Here is a 17,909-nt window from a genome sequence, read left to right as displayed (position 1 = left end):
TATATAGAATTTCTTTATATTATTCTATTAAACATATTCTGCCCAATCCTTATTCTGCCAGCAACCATATCCATAACATCAATCAAACACTCATCTCCGTAAAATACCCCAAATCCTCCACCTTATACTTATCCGGTAGTTTATACCCATTAAACAAAACAGTCGGTGTCGAAAAGATGGCAACCTCTTTCTGCCACGACTGATGTCGCTTCAGTTCGGCCAACATCTCCGGATCTTCCCGGTCGAACGGATATTTTGCATAAAAGGCCTCACGATTATCTTTGCCGCCACGAAACCACTCGCTTAACATCGATTCGTAATCGACAGGCGACAGCTTTTTATACATACTGATAAACAACATACTGCTTTCCGTCAACTCGTCATTAAACGAAGTCACCATATATTGCAGACAAAAGCTATTGTTCGAACTTTTCATCAACTGCTCCAACCGGGCATGCATCTTGGCACACGGATTGCAATGCGGATTAGTCACCACCGTAATCATATGTTTCGCTTGCGGATTGCCCATCAGGATACCGATTTGCCGATCGACCTCGTATTTGGCCTGTGCGTTCAACGTTGCCCGGAAGATCTCTTCATCCGCTTTCAGGTTATTCAGTTTCTGAGTGACTTCCTGCATCCGGTTAGCTTCCGATAAACGGGGGATTAACAGATTCAATAACAGTATAGGAATTATATACAAACAGCCGGTCAATAGGATTGCAGTGACAGTAAACGTAGGCCAGACAATCAATCCGAAAGCCAGATTATTGACAAACAACAACCATAAGGTTGCTTGTACAAAAAGGCATAACCCACACCACTCTCTGACTACCGCTTTTTGATACCACACACTCCATAAAGTAAAAGGCAAAAAGCAGACATTGACCAAAGTCAAATAAGGATATAATCCAGGAAAACAGGTGATCAAAATCAGATTGGTCACAAAATAACCCAATCCGATCTCACTCCAACTGAACGTACCGAACAATTTGGCACCATCCGACTCCAATACATCATTGCAGTCGCCTTCATGTAGAAACAAAGAACAGAGTTTATCGCCATAACGACTATGGATCTTCATTTGCTTTAAAACCAACAGATAACTGATATAAACACCCAGACCATTGATCAACAAAGCCGCCAACAGACCACCCTGATGATAAAAACCGGTGGTATAACCGATTCCACCCAACAACAAAATAGCAGCAATAAAAAGAGTGATCTTTTCAATGGAAGTGATTAGTTCTTTCCGGTGATTGGATGGATAATTTGGTTCAATGGACTTTTCGTCGGTCTCACCAACCAACACCACCCCCGACCACATCCGAAGAAAATCAGTATGCGGAACCGCCATCTTTTTCCCATCACCATAATACTCCACTTTATCCGGAGTAACATTGGAAACAATACCAAAACCTCCTTTTACTTGCACAATATATGGAGGTTCTATATCCTGAAGGTTAGTGATTGTGTTCTCCAGGCGCAATCCGAGGTTCTCAACTCCATAGTCGGTCAACATCTGTGATAAGCCATAGAGATTGGCATTATGTGGATGTTCTTCATAATATTTGTTGGAGTAGGCTTTTGTATGTTTTACCTCCAACAACTCCAGGTACAAGCTGAAAATATTTTGCTCTTTTACAATCATAAGGTTAACGAAATAGGCCTAATTAGTAATGTAATATTATGGAGAATAAAAGTGAGCATCAAGCTTTTGAGGTCACAGTTTGGTCACAACTTGTTTTCAAACTGAAAATCCGCGATGAAATCGTTGTTATTCTCGACCGAAAAACGGAGAAATAGTCATAAAAGGCTCATCTGAGATCCGATAATTAACAGAAATTAATATAAAAACAACTATCTGTGACTATAAATACACGTGAGTTCGATATAAGTAAACGAATCAAACCAAAAATCGCAACGTTGCTGTCGGTTTATATGAGACATCGAAAACAATTTTCTGTTAGAGGTACGTCTAAAACAATTTAGAGGTAGGTGTAAATCCGTTTAGAGGTACGTCTAAAATTATTTAGAGGTACCTCTAACAGAAAACAGACCTACGTGTGACAGAAATACAGTCTGCACACGACAGTAAAACAGTCAGAATCATGTTTTTATTTCTATCGAATGAGGTAGAAAAAGGATGTGGGTTTTTCGAGAAAAGCGACTTCAGAATCACTTTTTTTGCTCCTGGGAATACTCAGAAAACAGACTTGTTTCTATCTGACGTTTTTTAGAAACTACATCCATTATAGAAAAAAGTCAGATTGAAGAAGTGTTATATTTTGGCATTTTATCACCGCTTTTGCGGGCGCGTATTATATAAATAATAAAATTAAAAACCAAGCTTTTGAGGTCACAGTTTGATCACAAGTTTCAAATACTCCAATGTTTGAAGATTTCAAAATTAGCAAGTGGACATTCTCTGCTCCTTGCCTGGACAGGCGAGGGGGATCGCTGCCCCGCAGCGGTGGAGTGGTTGTATGGTGATTGAGTGGTTGATTGTATTGTTAGTGTGTTGGCAGTAGATGTTTAACCCCAAAATACAACCTCTCCACCCCCGCAAGCGGGGGTCCCCCTCTCCTGGCCAGGAGAGGAGCCCAGATAGCACTGGTCACTATATTGCATCTTCACATATTCTTCTACAAAGTCCATTATGTATATCAAACTCTCGTAATGCAGATAACCCCTCGCGGGGCTACTGCTTACAACTTGTAACCTACTCAATGATAAGCTGCACTTTTTGGACATCCCCCGGGCATGTCTACTTGATATGATCTAAAGAGTTGTATAGATCCCTGCTGATCATCCTGAATAGCAAAAAAAATCACAGCCTCAACAAAGAGACTGTAATTTCTTCACTCTCAAATAACGGAATTTCAATCAATTACAAACGTTCCGAACAGATAACCATATACTTGTTGTGTAATACTGATATTATACGTACCACTACTTAAAGATACCGGTAATAGATAAGTACTATTCGGGCCTTCTGTAATAACTTCCTGATAAACAATCTGATTATCGGCATCAGTAATAACAACGACCAATTCAGGAATCGCATCTTCAAAATAGATAGAAACTATTCCACCGTTTTCCGACACAACAGGTACTGCTGGTACGAAACTCCTTATACGCTTATCTCCCCATTTCCCTTTTGTTTCCACCTCTCCTTCAGCCATAACCTGAGTGGTCACCGATAAAAACAGCATTGCTAAAAATACAGATAATACTTTTTTCATTGTTCCAAAATTTAATTGTTACTGTGTTTTATTCACCGGCCAAAACTAGGCAAAAAGCATCCGAACAGAAAGCAATAGAGGTCACAGTTTAGTCACAAATAACATTTGATCAAAAGTTAGCAATAAAATTGTCAAAATCAACTGCGCTTCCCTTCTGACCTGTCAAGCGGGTATACAATCTAGAACGGACATTAGAAACTCCTTGCGAAGTCATACAGACGATTTCTGCAATGCGCCGCACATGAATATCTACCTTAACCAGGCAGCAAATCCGCAACTCTTTTTCGGACATAGTGGGACATAGCCCTTTTAAACGACGGGTAAAATCCGCATAGACCAGATCGAGCCAAGCCATCAATTCAAGCCAAGCTTCATCGCTAATCCGATTGGGTGAAGTGGTAAACTGCTGATAAAAATCACTCTTGAAAAATTTATTATCCCGCGAATGTTGTCCGAGTTCCAGCGCTTTATTCTTTTTCATCTCGGCCTCTAAGATCTGTCGTTGAGCAACAATAAGCGCTTTTTGAGTATAAATAAACTCTTCTTTACCGGAAGCTAATAGCCGCTCCAGTTTATTCACCATCGTTTCCTTCTCCAGCAGAAAAGCTTCTGTTTGCTGATGTTGTTGTATTAAAAAACGCTGTTGTTGTTCGGCCTGTTTCTGTTCTTTCTGTTTTTTGTTTGTATAAATGAAATACATCACGACCAATAAAACGATTAAACACCCAATCAGTATCAATAACTGATACATATAGACGTTTTTTTGTTGCGCCTCCTGCAGATAAAACATTTTCTCCTTTTCCACTTGCTGGTAGTTGAACAGACTTTGCATATGTTGAAGATTCTCAATCTGATAAGCATTCGTTAAAGAATCCCGAAGCCGAATCCGTTCTTGTTGATACTTGCCATAAAGCGGCCAATTTCCACGATCTTCTTCTATTTTTGCCAATACAGAATAGGAACCGACCTGTGTGGCCAAATTGGGCGATTTAATGGATTCGGACAGATAAACAATGGCAGAATCAGGCTGGTGTGTTTCATAATACAAATCGGCCAATGTTAAGTAGATGGGATAATGCTCATCGTATTCACCTAGACAATCGATCGCATTAAAGATATACATAAAGGCTTTGGGATAATCCTTGCATCGACCATAAAGTCCGCCCAGATCACCATAGATCGTCGAGCGACTATTCTCTCGTGCCAACGGCAAAGCGCTTTCGTAATAATAAATTGCACTGTCCATTTGGTTTTTAGAAGTGTATATCCGGCCTAAGTTTCTCAAAACAAGCCCCAGACTAAGGGAGTCTTTCTCCTCCTCAAAATGAGGCAATGCGTTTAATTGAAAATCTCTCGCCATATCATCCATATTTTGGAAAAGATATAAGGTTCCTATATTGGAATATATCCTCCCCAACAGGGCATGATCCCCAGTATTTTTTCCTGCATCCAAGGCTTTCAAATAATATTCCTGCGCCCGTAACGCATCTCCTAAATCCTGAAAAACAGTCGCCTGATAATAATATGCAAGCGTTTTTCGTTTGATATCTTTTGTTTGTTCAAAATGATCGACGGCGATTTTTATCAAAGAATCAGAAGTGTGTGTGAAATAATTTTTATCATGCGCCTGTGTCAACAACAAACACCAATACGCAAAATGTGCTTTAGGCAACAGTTCGGGATGTTCTAATGCTTCCAGAATCAAAAGCGCACTATCCGGACGATCGTTCATCAACCCTTCGGCCTGTTGCAAGCTTTTTATCTGTTCCGAATGGGTATTGCACTGGATAAACAGGGCAAATAGGGATAAACAGAATAGGAGATCGGTTACTTTTCGGCACATAACTTTATCGTAGATATAAGGAAACAACACAATAACATTTATCAAAAAAAAACAAATAGGATCAAGCTTCTATATCATCCTTACAAATATAAGGATTTATCTATTTTGCAAAAATAGTTTTTTATTGACATAGAAAAAGAGGGAAAAAATAAGGAGAAGGATGATTTATTTTGCACGGCGTATTTTTACGTTCCGAAAAGAGACGGAGGCCTCGCCATGTTTTCCCTGCAAGCCGATAAAACCTTTGACCGGCAACTCGGCATAAGGTGTTGGCAGCCAGGATGGGATCTCTGTACCGTCCGGATTGGTCGTACCGGATGTCCATAAAGCCATATTCATATCATTGACTTTTTTCCCATTCAGTATAACGGAGATACGTTGCCCGACACATTTGATTCGCATATGATTCCATTCACCGGGCTTTTTAACGACCTTTTGCTGACGAGGGCCTAAATGGCCGTATATTGCGCCACATTGCTCATACAGCTTGGCTTCAGCCCATTTTTCATAGTGGTCGTCGGCAATCTGTATTTCGACTGAATGGGGAATCCACTCTTTGATATCCGTACAATAGACTACTACCCCGCTGTTTGTCCCTTTTTCGGTCTTAAAATCCAAATCCAGTTCGAAATTTTCAAACTCGGCCGTACTCCAGATGGCGTCGTCTTCAACAGCCGTCAGTATCCCGTTCGTATCCGTCCAAGCCTCCGGATTGTAGATCGCTTCCGACAGATTTTCACCGAATAACGGCTGCCACTTATTCAGGTCATCTGTTACCTTAACAGAGTCTTCCTGAGCAAACATGGAGGAGGTGATCAATGAGAAAACAATCAGAAGAGCAGGATATTTCATACGACTAATTTTTAAGATATAAGAGATATGCGACAGATTACAACTCTTTTTTCCGTAAGATGAAGTCTTTTCCCAAATATTTCTCACGGACGATTTCATTTTCAGCCAGCTGTTCGGCCGTTCCCTGAAATAAGACTTTCCCTTCAAAAAGGAGATAGGCACGATCGCATATACTCAGGGTTTCGTATACATTGTGATCGGTAATGAGTATACCGATATTTTTATGTTTCAGTCGGGCCACAATGGTCTGGATATCCTGAACGGCGATCGGGTCAACTCCGGCAAACGGTTCGTCAAGCATAATAAACTTCGGGTCGATTGCCAGACAACGGGCAATCTCTGCACGTCGACGCTCGCCTCCCGACAATTGATCGCCCAGATTACGGCGCACCTTTTCCAATCCAAACTCCTGAATCAGGCTTTCCAGTTTTTCTTTCTGATAAGCCAGTGTGGTATCGGTCATCTCCAATACGGAACGGATATTGTCTTCTACCGTCATCTTTCTGAAAATAGAAGCTTCCTGCGCCAGATAACCGATGCCATTACGTGCCCGTTTGTATACCGGGTATTTGGTAATCTCGATATCATCCAGAAAAATACGCCCTTCATTGGGAGTCACCAAACCGACAGCCATATAAAAGGTAGTAGTCTTCCCGGCTCCGTTTGGGCCCAATAAACCGACAATCTCCCCTTGTTTCACATTGATAGAAACATGGTTGACCACGGTACGCGTTCTGTACTTCTTGACTAAATCCTCCGTGCGGAGCACCATTTCCTGTCCTTCTGTCATAATCAAAAGTTTGATGCAAAGTTATAAAATAATGAATTACAGACCGTGTATTCTCCCTAATAAGAACTAAAATTGTTCATTCTTAACCAACAACTATCAACCGATTAACGTATCTTTGCCGACCAAATGATCATATAAACAACGTATGAATAAAACCTTACACCGATTAGGAGAATATACATTATTGATGATGAAAAGCATCACAATCCCTGACCGTTGGAGTATGTTCTTCAAGCAGTTGGTCAAGGAGATTTACAAACTGGGAGTCGATTCGATCTGGATTGTGGTGATTATCTCCGTCTTTATCGGAACGGTTATTGCTATTCAGATCTCGTTAAATATCACGTCACCGATGATCCCGCTCTTTACCATCGGATATATGACCCGTGAGATTATCTTATTGGAGTTTTCATCATCGATCATGTGTCTGATCCTGGCCGGAAAGGTGGGAAGTAATATCGCATCGGAGGTAGGCACCATGCGGGTCACCGAACAGATCGACGCGATGGAGATCATGGGTGTTAATTCGGCCAACTACCTGATACTTCCTAAAATTGTCGGATTGATGTTGTTTATCCCGGTTCTAGTGATCTTCAGTATGTTTACCGGAATTATGGGAGGAGTAGCCGCCAGTTATGTTATAGACTCTATGTCTCCGGTCACTTTCGAGTATGGTCTGCAGTATGTTTTCATTCCGTTTTATGTCTGGTACTCCATCATTAAATCCGTCGTATACGCTTTCATCATTGCGTCGATCGCCTCCTATTTCGGTTATTATGTCAAAGGGGGTGCATTGGAAGTGGGAAAGGCCAGCACCAATGCAGTAGTCATGAGTAGCGTCATGATCCTGATGGCCGACGTTATTTTAACACATATACTACTTACATAAGCGACATGGTTGAAGTCAAACATATTATCAAATCTTTTGAGGGACGAACGGTATTAAATGATATCAACGCCATATTTGAAGATGGCAAGACCAACCTGATTATCGGGCGAAGCGGTTCGGGAAAAACCGTTTTGGTCAAAAACATTATCGGACTGATGTTTCCCGACAGCGGTGAGATTCTGTACGACGGGCGTAACCTCACATCGATGAACAAAAAGGAGTTGAACCATCTACGTCGCGAAATGGGCATGTTGTTCCAAGGGTCAGCCTTATTCGACAGTATGACGGTTCTGGAGAATGTGATGTTTCCATTAAATATGTTTTCCAAAGACTCGTATAAAGAACGGGAAAAACGTGCCCAATTTTGCCTTGAAAGGGTCAACCTACCGGAAGCCGGACACCTCTACCCCTCTGAGATCAGTGGAGGAATGATGAAACGCGCTGCGATTGCCCGGGCGATTGCGCTGAACCCCAAATACCTTTTTTGCGATGAGCCCAATTCGGGTCTGGATCCCAAAACATCGCTGATTATCGACGACCTGATCAAAGATATCACCACAGATTATAAGATGACCACTGTGATCAATACGCATGATATGAATTCGGTGATGAATATCGGTGAAAACATCATCTTTATCAATGAAGGGAAAAAAGAGTGGCAAGGTACTAAACATGAGATTATCTCCTCAACAAACAAAGCCCTCAATGACTTCATTTTTGCATCCGACCTGCTCAAAAAAGTAAAAGAAGAAGAGTTACAAAGAGAAGAAGGATAAAATCAGAGAGGATTATTAATCGACGACGATCCCCGACTCGATCAGACTCCAGCCATTGATAGACAAACCGATAAGTACAAACCGATCGTCAAGTTCAAGATTTAAGACAAACTGATCTTCCTGATCCAGTTTATCGTCTGTATTATACAGATACTCTCCGTCCATGTTTTTTATTTGAGCCAATCGATCTACAATAAGCATCTGATGGCTTTTAACCAACTGATCGTTCTCGTTCAGTTCTTCCACATAAAGGGTCAAGTCACTGCCGTGCCAGATTTTCATTGTTGTAAAGTATAGTGGATTGTCTGTCATCACCGAACCATCGTCTGGTGGCAGAGGCATATATATACGCTGGCTGTTTTTGTGACACCGGGTCTGATAATTTGCCGAACCGTTGTTCCCTTTTATATAGGTATTAATTCGTGATCCAGTGGGTAAGGTGTATCCTTTGAAATCGACAGTCACGTCAAAATGATTGGTCGCTTTCATGAGAATTACCGTATCACACCTGTCATCCATCCCTTCAGGAAGTGCATCCGCCCCAAAATCCAACACTTTAAAACCAGTGAACAAATCAGCTTGTCGCGTGCGTACCGTATCGCCAGCTTCACTCTTCAACGAAACGTAAAACTCTTTTTGCTGATCGATCCGATCTATTTCATACGAATCACCTTTGTTCACAAGGACAACAGCCGAATATTCCTGATTCTCTGCGATGGGTAATGCAATCCTATAATCGGTCTTCTTTAACTCTTCCTTCGAATAACTCAACAGATCGACCAAAAAATCGTTATCATCATACAGATAAACATCAACCTCTTTTACAATATGCTCATAGTTATATTTTCTCATTCCTGATTTCAGACTGATATACCGGAGATTATCCGGATCCATACCACAAGGCTCAAGTTCATCTTTCAGGCAACTGCCAAAAAGCAATACAGGAATTACAAATAATATTATACGTTTTAAATGTACCATTTTAAAAATGCTTCAATATTCATGTAGCATAGTTAAAAGTTTTGGAGGAGTACGAACAAAAAAACCAATCAGTAGCTAAGCAATCCGGTAGTTATCGAACTACTTTGACTACTGACTGGTCTGTTTTATAAAAAGGGACTCAAAATAAACAATGAGTCTTTATGAAATTACTGTTTTACGGAATAACTACCGGTGAAGTAATCTTATTCCAGTCGGCAATACGTACTGTAATTTCGACGATAGATGTCGTCGGAAGCGGTTGTTCCGGTTTGCGGATAAAGCTATCATCGCCCAAGCTGTTAATTGCCGTCACGGAAACATCATAATAATGGTTACGAAGTACGCGATTCTTCAACTCGTCATTTGCTTCATTCGGATCGCTCACAGCAAATGTGTAATAGTTTAATCCTCCAGTATATTTAATCCGATGATCGTCTGTCGGATAAAGCGCCGGTTTAGCCTGAGAAGGATCTTGTGCAAAGATGTAAGAGAGCCCTTCGTCGCCAGCTATCGCCACATAGAATGTGCCGCCATTCGACGAAATCACAGATGAACCACCACTCAACAAGACCAGGTCAGGCAATTGAGCAGCATCATAGATCTCATCCGCGTGTGGCACATACTTAGTTTCCAACTGTATATGTGTTGTATTACCGAAATATTGACGGTTGTTATATGCACCATCCGGTGAATCCATTTTCTTTGTTGTATTTTCACTTACATAGAAGAAGTTTGTTGCCACATTCCCTACAGCGATCAACTCTGTTGCATTGTCGGCATAATTCATAAAGTCGGCATCATTAAGAACCCAGCCGCCGCTACCGTCCGATTTAATGGCCGGTTTTTCGTGTACCGCACTGGTCACATAAACACCATTGTTTGTCGGAAGCAGATTGCCGTCATATTGACCGACCATATAGAACTTCTTCGCCACACTCTGTACGGCATAACGCGGAAGGGTAAACTGACCTTTTAATCCATTGACCGTACCGGCTTGTTGTGCCACGCTGGATAAAACCACTTTTGCAGCAGCACGACCGACTGAAATCGGCCCTAGGACTTCCGGATTTACATCTGTGCTTGTACCTAAGACAGTCACCATCTCTCTCCACATCGTTCCTATACGAAAACCATTTGTTGTAGCAGGAGCAATATTCAAATAACCCGGAGTTGCCGGTGCTGATGAGGTAATCGTAACATCTTTTATCGATCTTTCCCAGGCTATTCTGGAAGTAGCCGTTTCCGGATCCGGAATATTGGCTTCGGCTTCGTTCGCCAGAATATACACATATTTATTTCCGGCACTTAATGAGAATGTCTTTGTCGACTTATACGTTTTAGGCGTTGTTGCCGGAGTCACTTCCTCAAATTTAACCATCTCATTAACAACAGCGTTGTTGTTTTCAAAAATAACTACTTTCAGGTCGTTCGTCCAATCAATACCAATCTCATTGCCCACGGCTGCTTGCGCATTGCTGCCGGCTCCTCTTGTCACAGATGTGTTTCCATCGACAAGCGTCAAAGCTATACTTCCTTCAGCGCCATTATCTCCAGCACCACCAGGCCCGCCCGGACCTTCCTCGTTTGTACATCCTACGAGTCCGACAGTCATCATAGCCAGACAAGCCATCATTAACTTGAAATTTACTTTCATTTCTCTAAAATTTAATTGTTTGAAAATGTTTGAAATTATTTATATCTAAATCTGTCTTTTGTTTGTTGCGTTTAATGAGAATTTAGGAATTCTCTTACAGAGGTTTTCTTTTTTCGTCTATTTTCTTTTTTGTTTCACTCTATTATTTGCGCTAAGTTGTTTTACGGTTTAATTATTCTGAAAAACATCATTTTCGTTCTTCCACGGCGCGAATTTAGTAATAAATCTATTCGCCGTTTCAAAAAGACACTCTTTTTGAGTCAAAAAACTGTATTTTTGACTCTTTTTAACATATTGAAACCATTAAAAGCCATTTTTTAACCCAAACACCAGCAAAAACACATAATATATCATAATCCCATTAACATTCAAGGCATACAAATCATTCACTTTTTTTCACAAAACGAGAGACACTGATAATCAAAGCGTGCGCAAAATTCACATATAATACTTTTTTATACACATTTTACCATTCGCCTCTTTTATAAGACTACACCGTGAACGATTCAAAACAAAAATCGTAATGTCGCTGCCGGCTTTTTTGATGCATCCGGAACACTTTTTTGTTAGACGTACCTCTAAATTATTTTACACCTACCTCTAAATCGATTTAGAGGTACCTCTAAATTTGTTTAGACGTACCTCTAACAGAAAACGGAGGTAGGTGTAACAAAAAAAGGATCAGCATGCGGTTCTTATATCCTTGGGATGATGTAGAAAAAAGCAGGTACACATTCCGAACACCCAACAAAAGAATAGAGAAAAAGGGAGACGAATAGACGCTTTGGCAAAAACAAAAAAAATCCCCGATAAAAAAATTACCGGGGAAAATGTATAGTGAATAACGATCTATACCTTAAATAACACCTTGTGCCATCATCGCTCTGGCAACTTTCATAAATCCGGCAATATTTGCACCCTTTACATAGTTGACATAGTCGCCTTGTGTTCCGTACTCCACACATTGTGCATGAATAGCCGTCATGATCTGATGCAGTTTGGCATCGACCTCCTGAGCTGTCCAGGCGATATGCATCGCATTCTGAGTCATCTCCAATCCGGAAGTAGCGACTCCACCTGCATTAACAGCCTTACCTGGTCCAAATAAGATTTTATGCTCCACGAAAAGATCTACCGCTTCTGCCGTACATCCCATATTAGAGACTTCCGCCACACAAAGGGTCTTATTCTGAATCAATTTCCGTGCATCTTCTTCATTCAACTCATTCTGGATTGCACATGGCAAAGCGATGTCTACCTTCTGCTCCCAAGGACGTTTGCCCGGATAAAATACCGCCCCCGGGAATTCATCGACATAAGGTTGCACAATATCATTTCCCGAATTGCGCAACTCCAACATATATTCTATTTTCTTTCCCGAGATACCATCCGGATCATAAACATATCCATCCGGTCCGGAAATAGTGACAACCTTAGCTCCCAACTGAGTCGCCTTCTCAGCAGCACCCCAAGCGACATTCCCGAAACCGGAAATAGCTACGGTTTTTCCTTTGATGTCAATACCATGTTTCTCCAACATCTGGTGGACAAAATACAACGCGCCATAACCGGTCGCTTCCGGACGCAAGATCGATCCGCCAAACTCCATACCTTTACCTGTAAAAGTCCCGGTATTTTCACGAGCCAGTTTCTTATACATGCCATACATATAACCAACTTCACGTCCGCCTACACCGATATCACCGGCTGGCACATCCGTATCCGGCCCGATGTTACGCCACAACTCCAACATAAAAGCCTGACAAAAACGCATAATCTCTCCATTGCTTCTGCCACTCGGAGAAAAATCCGAACCGCCTTTACCTCCACCCATAGGAAGGGTCGTCAAAGCATTCTTAAACGTTTGCTCAAATCCCAAAAACTTCAACGAAGAAAGATTGACCGATGCATGAAAACGAATTCCTCCTTTATACGGACCGATTGCATTATTAAACTGCACGCGATACCCCAAGTTGACTTCTATATCCCCTTTATCATTCACCCATGGAACACGAAAAGTAAAGATACGGTCTGGCTCTACCAAACGTTCGATAATCTTCGCCTTTTCAAATTCAGGATGCTGATTATATACACTCTCAATGGATAATAACACTTCTTTTACAGCCTGCAAGAACTCTTTTTCTCCAGGATGTTTGGCTTCCAGTGTTGCTAAAATTAATTCTGTCTTCATGGTATTTAACATTAAATTAACTATCAAAATGTCACAAATGTAGAGATTTTTATAAAACAACAAAGTTTTTATCTACTTTTGATGCATAAAAATGACAATTTTATTATGAGCGGTATCCCTGATTTTAAAAATCTGGTGTTTAAAGACACTTCTTTTGCTAATCTGATGAATAAGCGTATATTTAATGTACTGCTTATTGCCACCAAATATGATGCGTTCATGCTCGAAGATGACGGACGTGTAGACGAACAGATATTCAATGAGTATACAGCGCTTAGCTTGCGTTATCCACCACGATTCACACAGGTCACCACCAAAGAAGAAGCGTTGGCAGAACTTGAAGACCGCAATTTTGAACTGATCATTTGTATGCCCAATATGGACGACCGCGATATTTTTGAAGCGGCAAAAGAGATCAAAGTCCAATACTCCAACATTCCGATTGTTGTGCTTACCCCCTTTTCCAGGGAAGTAACCAAACGAATCGCCAGTGAAGATCTGAAAGCGATCGACTATATTTTCAGCTGGCTGGGCAACGCCGAACTTCTACTGGCGATCATCAAACTGATCGAAGATAAGATGAATGTGGAAGATGACACCGCTAGTGTCGGCGTACAGACCATCTTATTGGTAGAAGATTCGATCCGTTTCTACTCTTCGGCATTGCCTCACCTGTATAAATTTGTACTTGAGCAAAGCAAAGCGTTTGCCGCAGAGGCATTGAATGAACACGAGCAGATGTTGCGTATGCGTGGTCGCCCTAAAATCAAACTGGCTCGAACCTATGAAGAGGCTGTCCGAATCTTCGATCAGTATAAAGACAATATGCTGGGAATCATCTCCGACATGAGTTTCACCTACAACGACATTAAAGACCCGTTTGCCGGTTATAAATTCGGACGCTATGTGCGCAAATCAGGATTGACTATTCCTTTTATCCTCGAATCCTCCGAATCGAGCAACAGCGTATATGCCGAAGAACTGGCCGCTTCGTTTATCGATAAAAACTCAAAAAGTTATCCGCAAGACCTGCGAAAAACAATTATGAGACATTTCGGATTCGGCGACTTCATTATCCGTAATCCACAAACAAAAGAGGAGATCATGCGGATCAAGAATCTGAAAGATCTCCAGAGAAAGATATTCGACATCCCGGACGACTCATTGGTCTATCACCTCTCCAGAAATCATTTCTCCCGTTTCTTCTATTCACGGGCGATGTTCCCACCGGCAGAGGTATTGAGAAATATAGACGTCAGCGATTATAAAAATATGGACGAGGCACGGCAACTGATCTTCGATCTGATAGTCCAGTACCGTCGAATGAAAAACCTGGGGGTCGTCGCTGTTTATCAGAAAGAGCGTTTCGACGAATACAGCAACTTCGCCCGTATAGGCGACGGCTCGTTAGGAGGAAAAGGCAGAGGTCTGGCTTTCATGGGTGCAATGGTCAAACGTTATCCCAATCTTGAAAAAGAGAATTTTGCGGTTAATATTCCCAAAACGGTTGTCATCTGTACCGATATTTTCGATGAGTTTATGGAAACAAACGAACTCTATCCCGTGGCTCTTAGTGACATTGATGATGACGCCATATTGAAATATTTCCTTCAGGCAGATCTCCCTGCTAATCTGGCAGAAGATCTGATGGCCTTCTTTGAGGTGATAAAAGGGCCTGTTGCCATACGTTCATCCAGTTTATTAGAAGATTCGCACTACCAGCCATTCGCCGGGATATACTCTACGTACATGGTGCCCAACTGTGAAGCAAAGCAGGATATGATGCGCACGGTGTGCGACGCTATTAAAGCGGTCTACGCCTCTGTATTCTTTAAAGACAGCAAAGCATATATGACAGCTACTTCCAACGTCATCGACCAGGAAAAAATGGCCATCGTTTTACAAGAAGTCGCCGGAAGCCAATACAATTCACATTTCTACCCGACAATCTCCGGAGTAGCCCGTTCGCTGAACTTCTATCCGATCGGCAATGAAAAGACAGAAGACGGGATTGCCAATCTGGCATTGGGCTTAGGAAAATACATTGTCGACGGAGGGACAACTCTTCGTTTTTCCCCGCGCCATCAGCACAATATCTTGCAGATGAGCACAATGAACCTGGCTTTACGCGAAACGCAAACCCGATTTTATGCCCTCGACCTGAAAAACCTGGCAGAAAACTTTTCAGTAGATGACGCATTCAATCTTTTAAAACTCTCCGTCAAAGATGCCGATGAAGACGGAGCACTAAAATATATCGTATCGACCTATGACCCGTATGATCAGATTATACGGGATGGCTATTATACCGGAGGGCGCAAAATCATCTCATTTGTAAACATCCTTCAGCACGACGTTTTCCCTTTGGCCGACACTTTAGATAAAATTCTAAAAATCGGTCAGGAAGAGATGGGACGCCCTATCGAAATCGAATTTGCCGTCAACATAGAAGTGGCGGACAACACCCCCAATGCCACTTTTTACCTGTTGCAAATCAGACCGATTGTCGATAATAAGGAGGTCATGGAGGAAGACCTGACATTGGTACAGAAAGACGAGGCGATCCTTTCATCGACCAGCGCCCTGGGGCATGGTATTATTTCGGATATACAAGATATCATCTATGTCAAAACCGAAGCATTCAACTCGGCCAACAATCAACTAATTGCCTACGAGATCGAAAAAATAAACCGCCAGTTTACAGAAGAAGGGAAAGTCTATGTATTGGTCGGCCCCGGACGCTGGGGCAGCAGTGATCACTGGCTGGGCATACCCGTCAAATGGCCTCACATCAGCAACGCCCGTGTTATCGTTGAATGTGGACTGGAAAATTACCAGATTGACCCCAGCCAGGGCACACACTTCTTTCAGAACCTAACCTCTTTTGGTGTTGGTTATTTCACCATTAATCCGTTTAAAGAGGATGGCTGGTTTGACGAAGCCTACTTGAATGCATTACCCGCTGCTTATGAATCGGACTTTCTTCGCCATATCCATTTCGATACACCTATTGTTGCGAAAATGGATGGAAAGAAAAGTTTGGGAGTCGTATTGAAACCGGATGTTGAGATTTCATCTCCGTCAGAAAAAGAGACAGAATAAAGGAAAAATGAAAGGGCTGCCCTTCCGGTACAGCCCTTTCTGTAGTCATCAAAAAAGTCTCGCAAAAAAATCTTATATCTTATAATATTGTTCCCAACCTTGACGCGGCACTGCACCATACAACAGTTGATTGGCAACCGGATTATTTGTAATTTGTCTGGTCTCCCGGTCAAATACAATTTTACTATTCAGCCACTGACTCAACACACCCAGGCAGAATACCTGACTCAGCGGCCCGGCGATTGAGAACGGAGAACGTGTTTTCTCTTTCCCCATACAACTTAGAAGGAAGTTCGCAAAGTGATTCGATGGGCTTGGCGGCACATCCGGCAATTTAGAAGCCATATCTTTTGCTACCTCATTCGGAATAATGGAAAGCGTACTGCCATGAGATCCCCCTTTAAAGGTGAGTGTATCCGTATAGATCTCTTTCCCGGGGTTCAGTTTTGCCGGTTGAATCTTACCTCCTGCTACAGTCGGGATGTTCGGGTCGATTTCCGACACACCATACCCTTCCGGTACAGCCGGGATATTATCCAGTCCGTCATACCACGTAATATCTACTGCCGGCATAATACCACGAGCAGGAAATTTGAACTGAAGTGTAGAAGACATCGGATAAAAGAACGGATTATGATCTTTCAGATAGATCGGATTTATCTCTGTCGGCAGTCCCAAATCAAGGAACTCATGTACGGTATCCAGAATATGTGCTCCCCAGTCGCCCAATACCCCCATACCAAAATCATACCAGCAACGCCATTGCCCGAGATGATAATCGTGGTTGTAGGCATGTTCATGCGTTACGCCCAACCAAGTATCCCAATCCATTGTAGCCGGAAGCTGTTCGGCTACCGGATAACTATTTATCCGTGGGTTCCATTCGTGCCAGCGACGCACATTGTTCATATGCCCTGTAATAGCAGTCACATCTTTAATTATGCCAGCTTCTTTCCAAGCTTTGAACTGGAAATAGTTGCCTTCGGAATGGCCTTGGTTCCCCATTTGAGTGACCACTCCGTATTTCTTTTCACCCTTCATCATCAACTCGACTTCATTGAAGGTACGAGCCATTGGTTTTTCGACATAGACATGCTTTCCATGAGCCATCGCTTCCATCGTGATCGGGAAATGGGAATGGTCGGGAACTGCAACTGTTACAGCATCGATCTGTCCTCCCATTTTATCAAACATCTGGCGGAAATCCTGGAAACGCGGAACGTTGGGGAACATAGAAATAACCTCCTGCGTATGAGGAGCACCCATATCCACATCACATAATGCAACAATATTACACATGCCCGTTTTTATAAAATCTTTGGTAATCTCATTCCCGCGGTTTCCGATACCAATAAGTGCCAGATTTACTTTATCATTCGCACTAACACGTGGTGCAGAAGCGTGTATTTTGGAGGGAATCCAGAAAGAAGGGATAGCAGAAACTGCTGAAAGAGCCACACCCTGTTTCAGAAATGAACGGCGTGAAATGTCATTCGAATTCATGGTTTATTATATTTGATTTAATTAATGTTTGCGCAAACACCCTACAAATATAGGCATAAAACCAACAGATTATCAGCCCGGAA

General features: G+C 42.0%; 12 protein-coding genes. 3 read left to right on the top strand and 9 right to left on the bottom strand.

Features of this window, described 5'->3' with window-relative positions; translation table 11 throughout:
• Positions 1 to 82 precede the first annotated feature (82 nt).
• The 5 genes from M2135_RS14050 to lptB all read right to left on the bottom strand — a co-directional run bounded on the left by M2135_RS14050 (position 83) and on the right by lptB (position 6,730).
• Complete coding sequence (locus M2135_RS14050; RefSeq protein WP_280749155.1) at positions 83 to 1,651, bottom strand: vitamin K epoxide reductase family protein; 1,569 nt, start codon at positions 1,649 to 1,651, stop codon at positions 83 to 85.
• 1,231 nt (positions 1,652 to 2,882) lie between these two features.
• Positions 2,883 to 3,245 carry a DUF3244 domain-containing protein gene (locus tag M2135_RS14045; RefSeq protein ID WP_280749154.1) on the bottom strand — a complete coding sequence of 121 codons (363 nt, stop codon included), beginning with the start codon at positions 3,243 to 3,245 and terminating at the stop codon, positions 2,883 to 2,885.
• A gap of 109 nt (positions 3,246 to 3,354) precedes the next feature.
• A complete protein-coding gene (locus tag M2135_RS14040; protein WP_280749153.1) occupies positions 3,355 to 5,088 on the bottom strand; it encodes a tetratricopeptide repeat protein in 1,734 nt (577 codons plus the stop codon).
• A 165-nt stretch (positions 5,089 to 5,253) separates the two neighbouring features.
• A complete protein-coding gene (locus M2135_RS14035; protein WP_280749152.1) occupies positions 5,254 to 5,940 on the bottom strand; it encodes a DUF1080 domain-containing protein in 687 nt (228 codons plus the stop codon).
• Positions 5,941 to 5,977: 37 nt separating this feature from the next.
• Entirely contained in the window at positions 5,978 to 6,730 is a 753-nt protein-coding gene (lptB, locus tag M2135_RS14030; RefSeq protein WP_280749151.1) for an LPS export ABC transporter ATP-binding protein, read from the bottom strand.
• Between the two features lie 145 nt (positions 6,731 to 6,875).
• On the opposite strand from lptB, the gene M2135_RS14025 reads away from it, so the two are divergent.
• Together M2135_RS14025 and M2135_RS14020 are read left to right on the top strand one after the other, a co-directional pair.
• The gene (locus tag M2135_RS14025; protein WP_280749150.1) at positions 6,876 to 7,619 is read left to right on the top strand and encodes an ABC transporter permease; all 744 of its coding nucleotides are present in this window, start codon (positions 6,876 to 6,878) and stop codon (positions 7,617 to 7,619) included.
• A gap of 5 nt (positions 7,620 to 7,624) precedes the next feature.
• Complete coding sequence (locus M2135_RS14020) at positions 7,625 to 8,395, top strand: ATP-binding cassette domain-containing protein (RefSeq protein WP_280749149.1); 771 nt, start codon at positions 7,625 to 7,627, stop codon at positions 8,393 to 8,395.
• Between the two features lie 15 nt (positions 8,396 to 8,410).
• On the opposite strand, the gene M2135_RS14015 is transcribed toward M2135_RS14020, so the two are convergent.
• The 3 genes from M2135_RS14015 to gdhA form a co-directional block, all read right to left on the bottom strand.
• Positions 8,411 to 9,376 (bottom strand): FimB/Mfa2 family fimbrial subunit, encoded by a 966-nt coding sequence (locus tag M2135_RS14015; RefSeq protein ID WP_280749148.1) that lies wholly within the window; start codon positions 9,374 to 9,376, stop codon positions 8,411 to 8,413.
• A gap of 175 nt (positions 9,377 to 9,551) precedes the next feature.
• Positions 9,552 to 11,030 (bottom strand): Mfa1 family fimbria major subunit, encoded by a 1,479-nt coding sequence (locus M2135_RS14010; RefSeq protein ID WP_280749147.1) that lies wholly within the window; start codon positions 11,028 to 11,030, stop codon positions 9,552 to 9,554.
• Positions 11,031 to 11,886: 856 nt separating this feature from the next.
• Entirely contained in the window at positions 11,887 to 13,221 is a 1,335-nt protein-coding gene (gene gdhA / locus M2135_RS14005) for an NADP-specific glutamate dehydrogenase (protein WP_280749146.1), read from the bottom strand.
• Positions 13,222 to 13,326: 105 nt separating this feature from the next.
• Between gdhA and M2135_RS14000 the strand changes: the two genes are divergently transcribed.
• Positions 13,327 to 16,323: a PEP/pyruvate-binding domain-containing protein gene (locus M2135_RS14000; RefSeq protein WP_280749145.1), complete on the top strand. Its 2,997-nt coding sequence runs from the start codon at positions 13,327 to 13,329 to the stop codon at positions 16,321 to 16,323.
• A 72-nt stretch (positions 16,324 to 16,395) separates the two neighbouring features.
• On the opposite strand, the gene M2135_RS13995 is transcribed toward M2135_RS14000, so the two are convergent.
• Positions 16,396 to 17,826, bottom strand: a complete 1,431-nt coding sequence (locus M2135_RS13995) for a Gfo/Idh/MocA family oxidoreductase (protein WP_280749144.1) — start codon at positions 17,824 to 17,826, stop codon at positions 16,396 to 16,398.
• Between the last annotated feature and the right edge of the window lie 83 nt (positions 17,827 to 17,909).

The sequence above is a fragment of the Parabacteroides sp. PF5-9 genome, from assembly GCF_029893105.1.
Taxonomy (GTDB): domain Bacteria; phylum Bacteroidota; class Bacteroidia; order Bacteroidales; family Tannerellaceae; genus JARXWG01.
This window is presented reverse-complemented; position numbering and strand designations above follow the sequence as displayed.

Excerpts from the sequence above, each read along its gene's own strand:
- M2135_RS14050 (WP_280749155.1), bottom strand. The coding sequence starts at position 1,651 with ATGATTGTAAAAGAGCAAAATATTTTCAGCTTGTACCTGGAGTTGTTG.
- M2135_RS14045 (WP_280749154.1), bottom strand. The coding sequence starts at position 3,245 with ATGAAAAAAGTATTATCTGTATTTTTAGCAATGCTGTTTTTATCGGTG.
- M2135_RS14040 (WP_280749153.1), bottom strand. The coding sequence starts at position 5,088 with ATGTGCCGAAAAGTAACCGATCTCCTATTCTGTTTATCCCTATTTGCC.
- M2135_RS14035 (WP_280749152.1), bottom strand. The coding sequence starts at position 5,940 with ATGAAATATCCTGCTCTTCTGATTGTTTTCTCATTGATCACCTCCTCC.
- lptB (WP_280749151.1), bottom strand. The coding sequence starts at position 6,730 with ATGACAGAAGGACAGGAAATGGTGCTCCGCACGGAGGATTTAGTCAAG.
- M2135_RS14025 (WP_280749150.1), top strand. The coding sequence starts at position 6,876 with ATGAATAAAACCTTACACCGATTAGGAGAATATACATTATTGATGATG.
- M2135_RS14020 (WP_280749149.1), top strand. The coding sequence starts at position 7,625 with ATGGTTGAAGTCAAACATATTATCAAATCTTTTGAGGGACGAACGGTA.
- M2135_RS14015 (WP_280749148.1), bottom strand. The coding sequence starts at position 9,376 with ATGGTACATTTAAAACGTATAATATTATTTGTAATTCCTGTATTGCTT.
- M2135_RS14010 (WP_280749147.1), bottom strand. The coding sequence starts at position 11,030 with ATGAAAGTAAATTTCAAGTTAATGATGGCTTGTCTGGCTATGATGACT.
- gdhA (WP_280749146.1), bottom strand. The coding sequence starts at position 13,221 with ATGAAGACAGAATTAATTTTAGCAACACTGGAAGCCAAACATCCTGGA.
- M2135_RS14000 (WP_280749145.1), top strand. The coding sequence starts at position 13,327 with ATGAGCGGTATCCCTGATTTTAAAAATCTGGTGTTTAAAGACACTTCT.
- M2135_RS13995 (WP_280749144.1), bottom strand. The coding sequence starts at position 17,826 with ATGAATTCGAATGACATTTCACGCCGTTCATTTCTGAAACAGGGTGTG.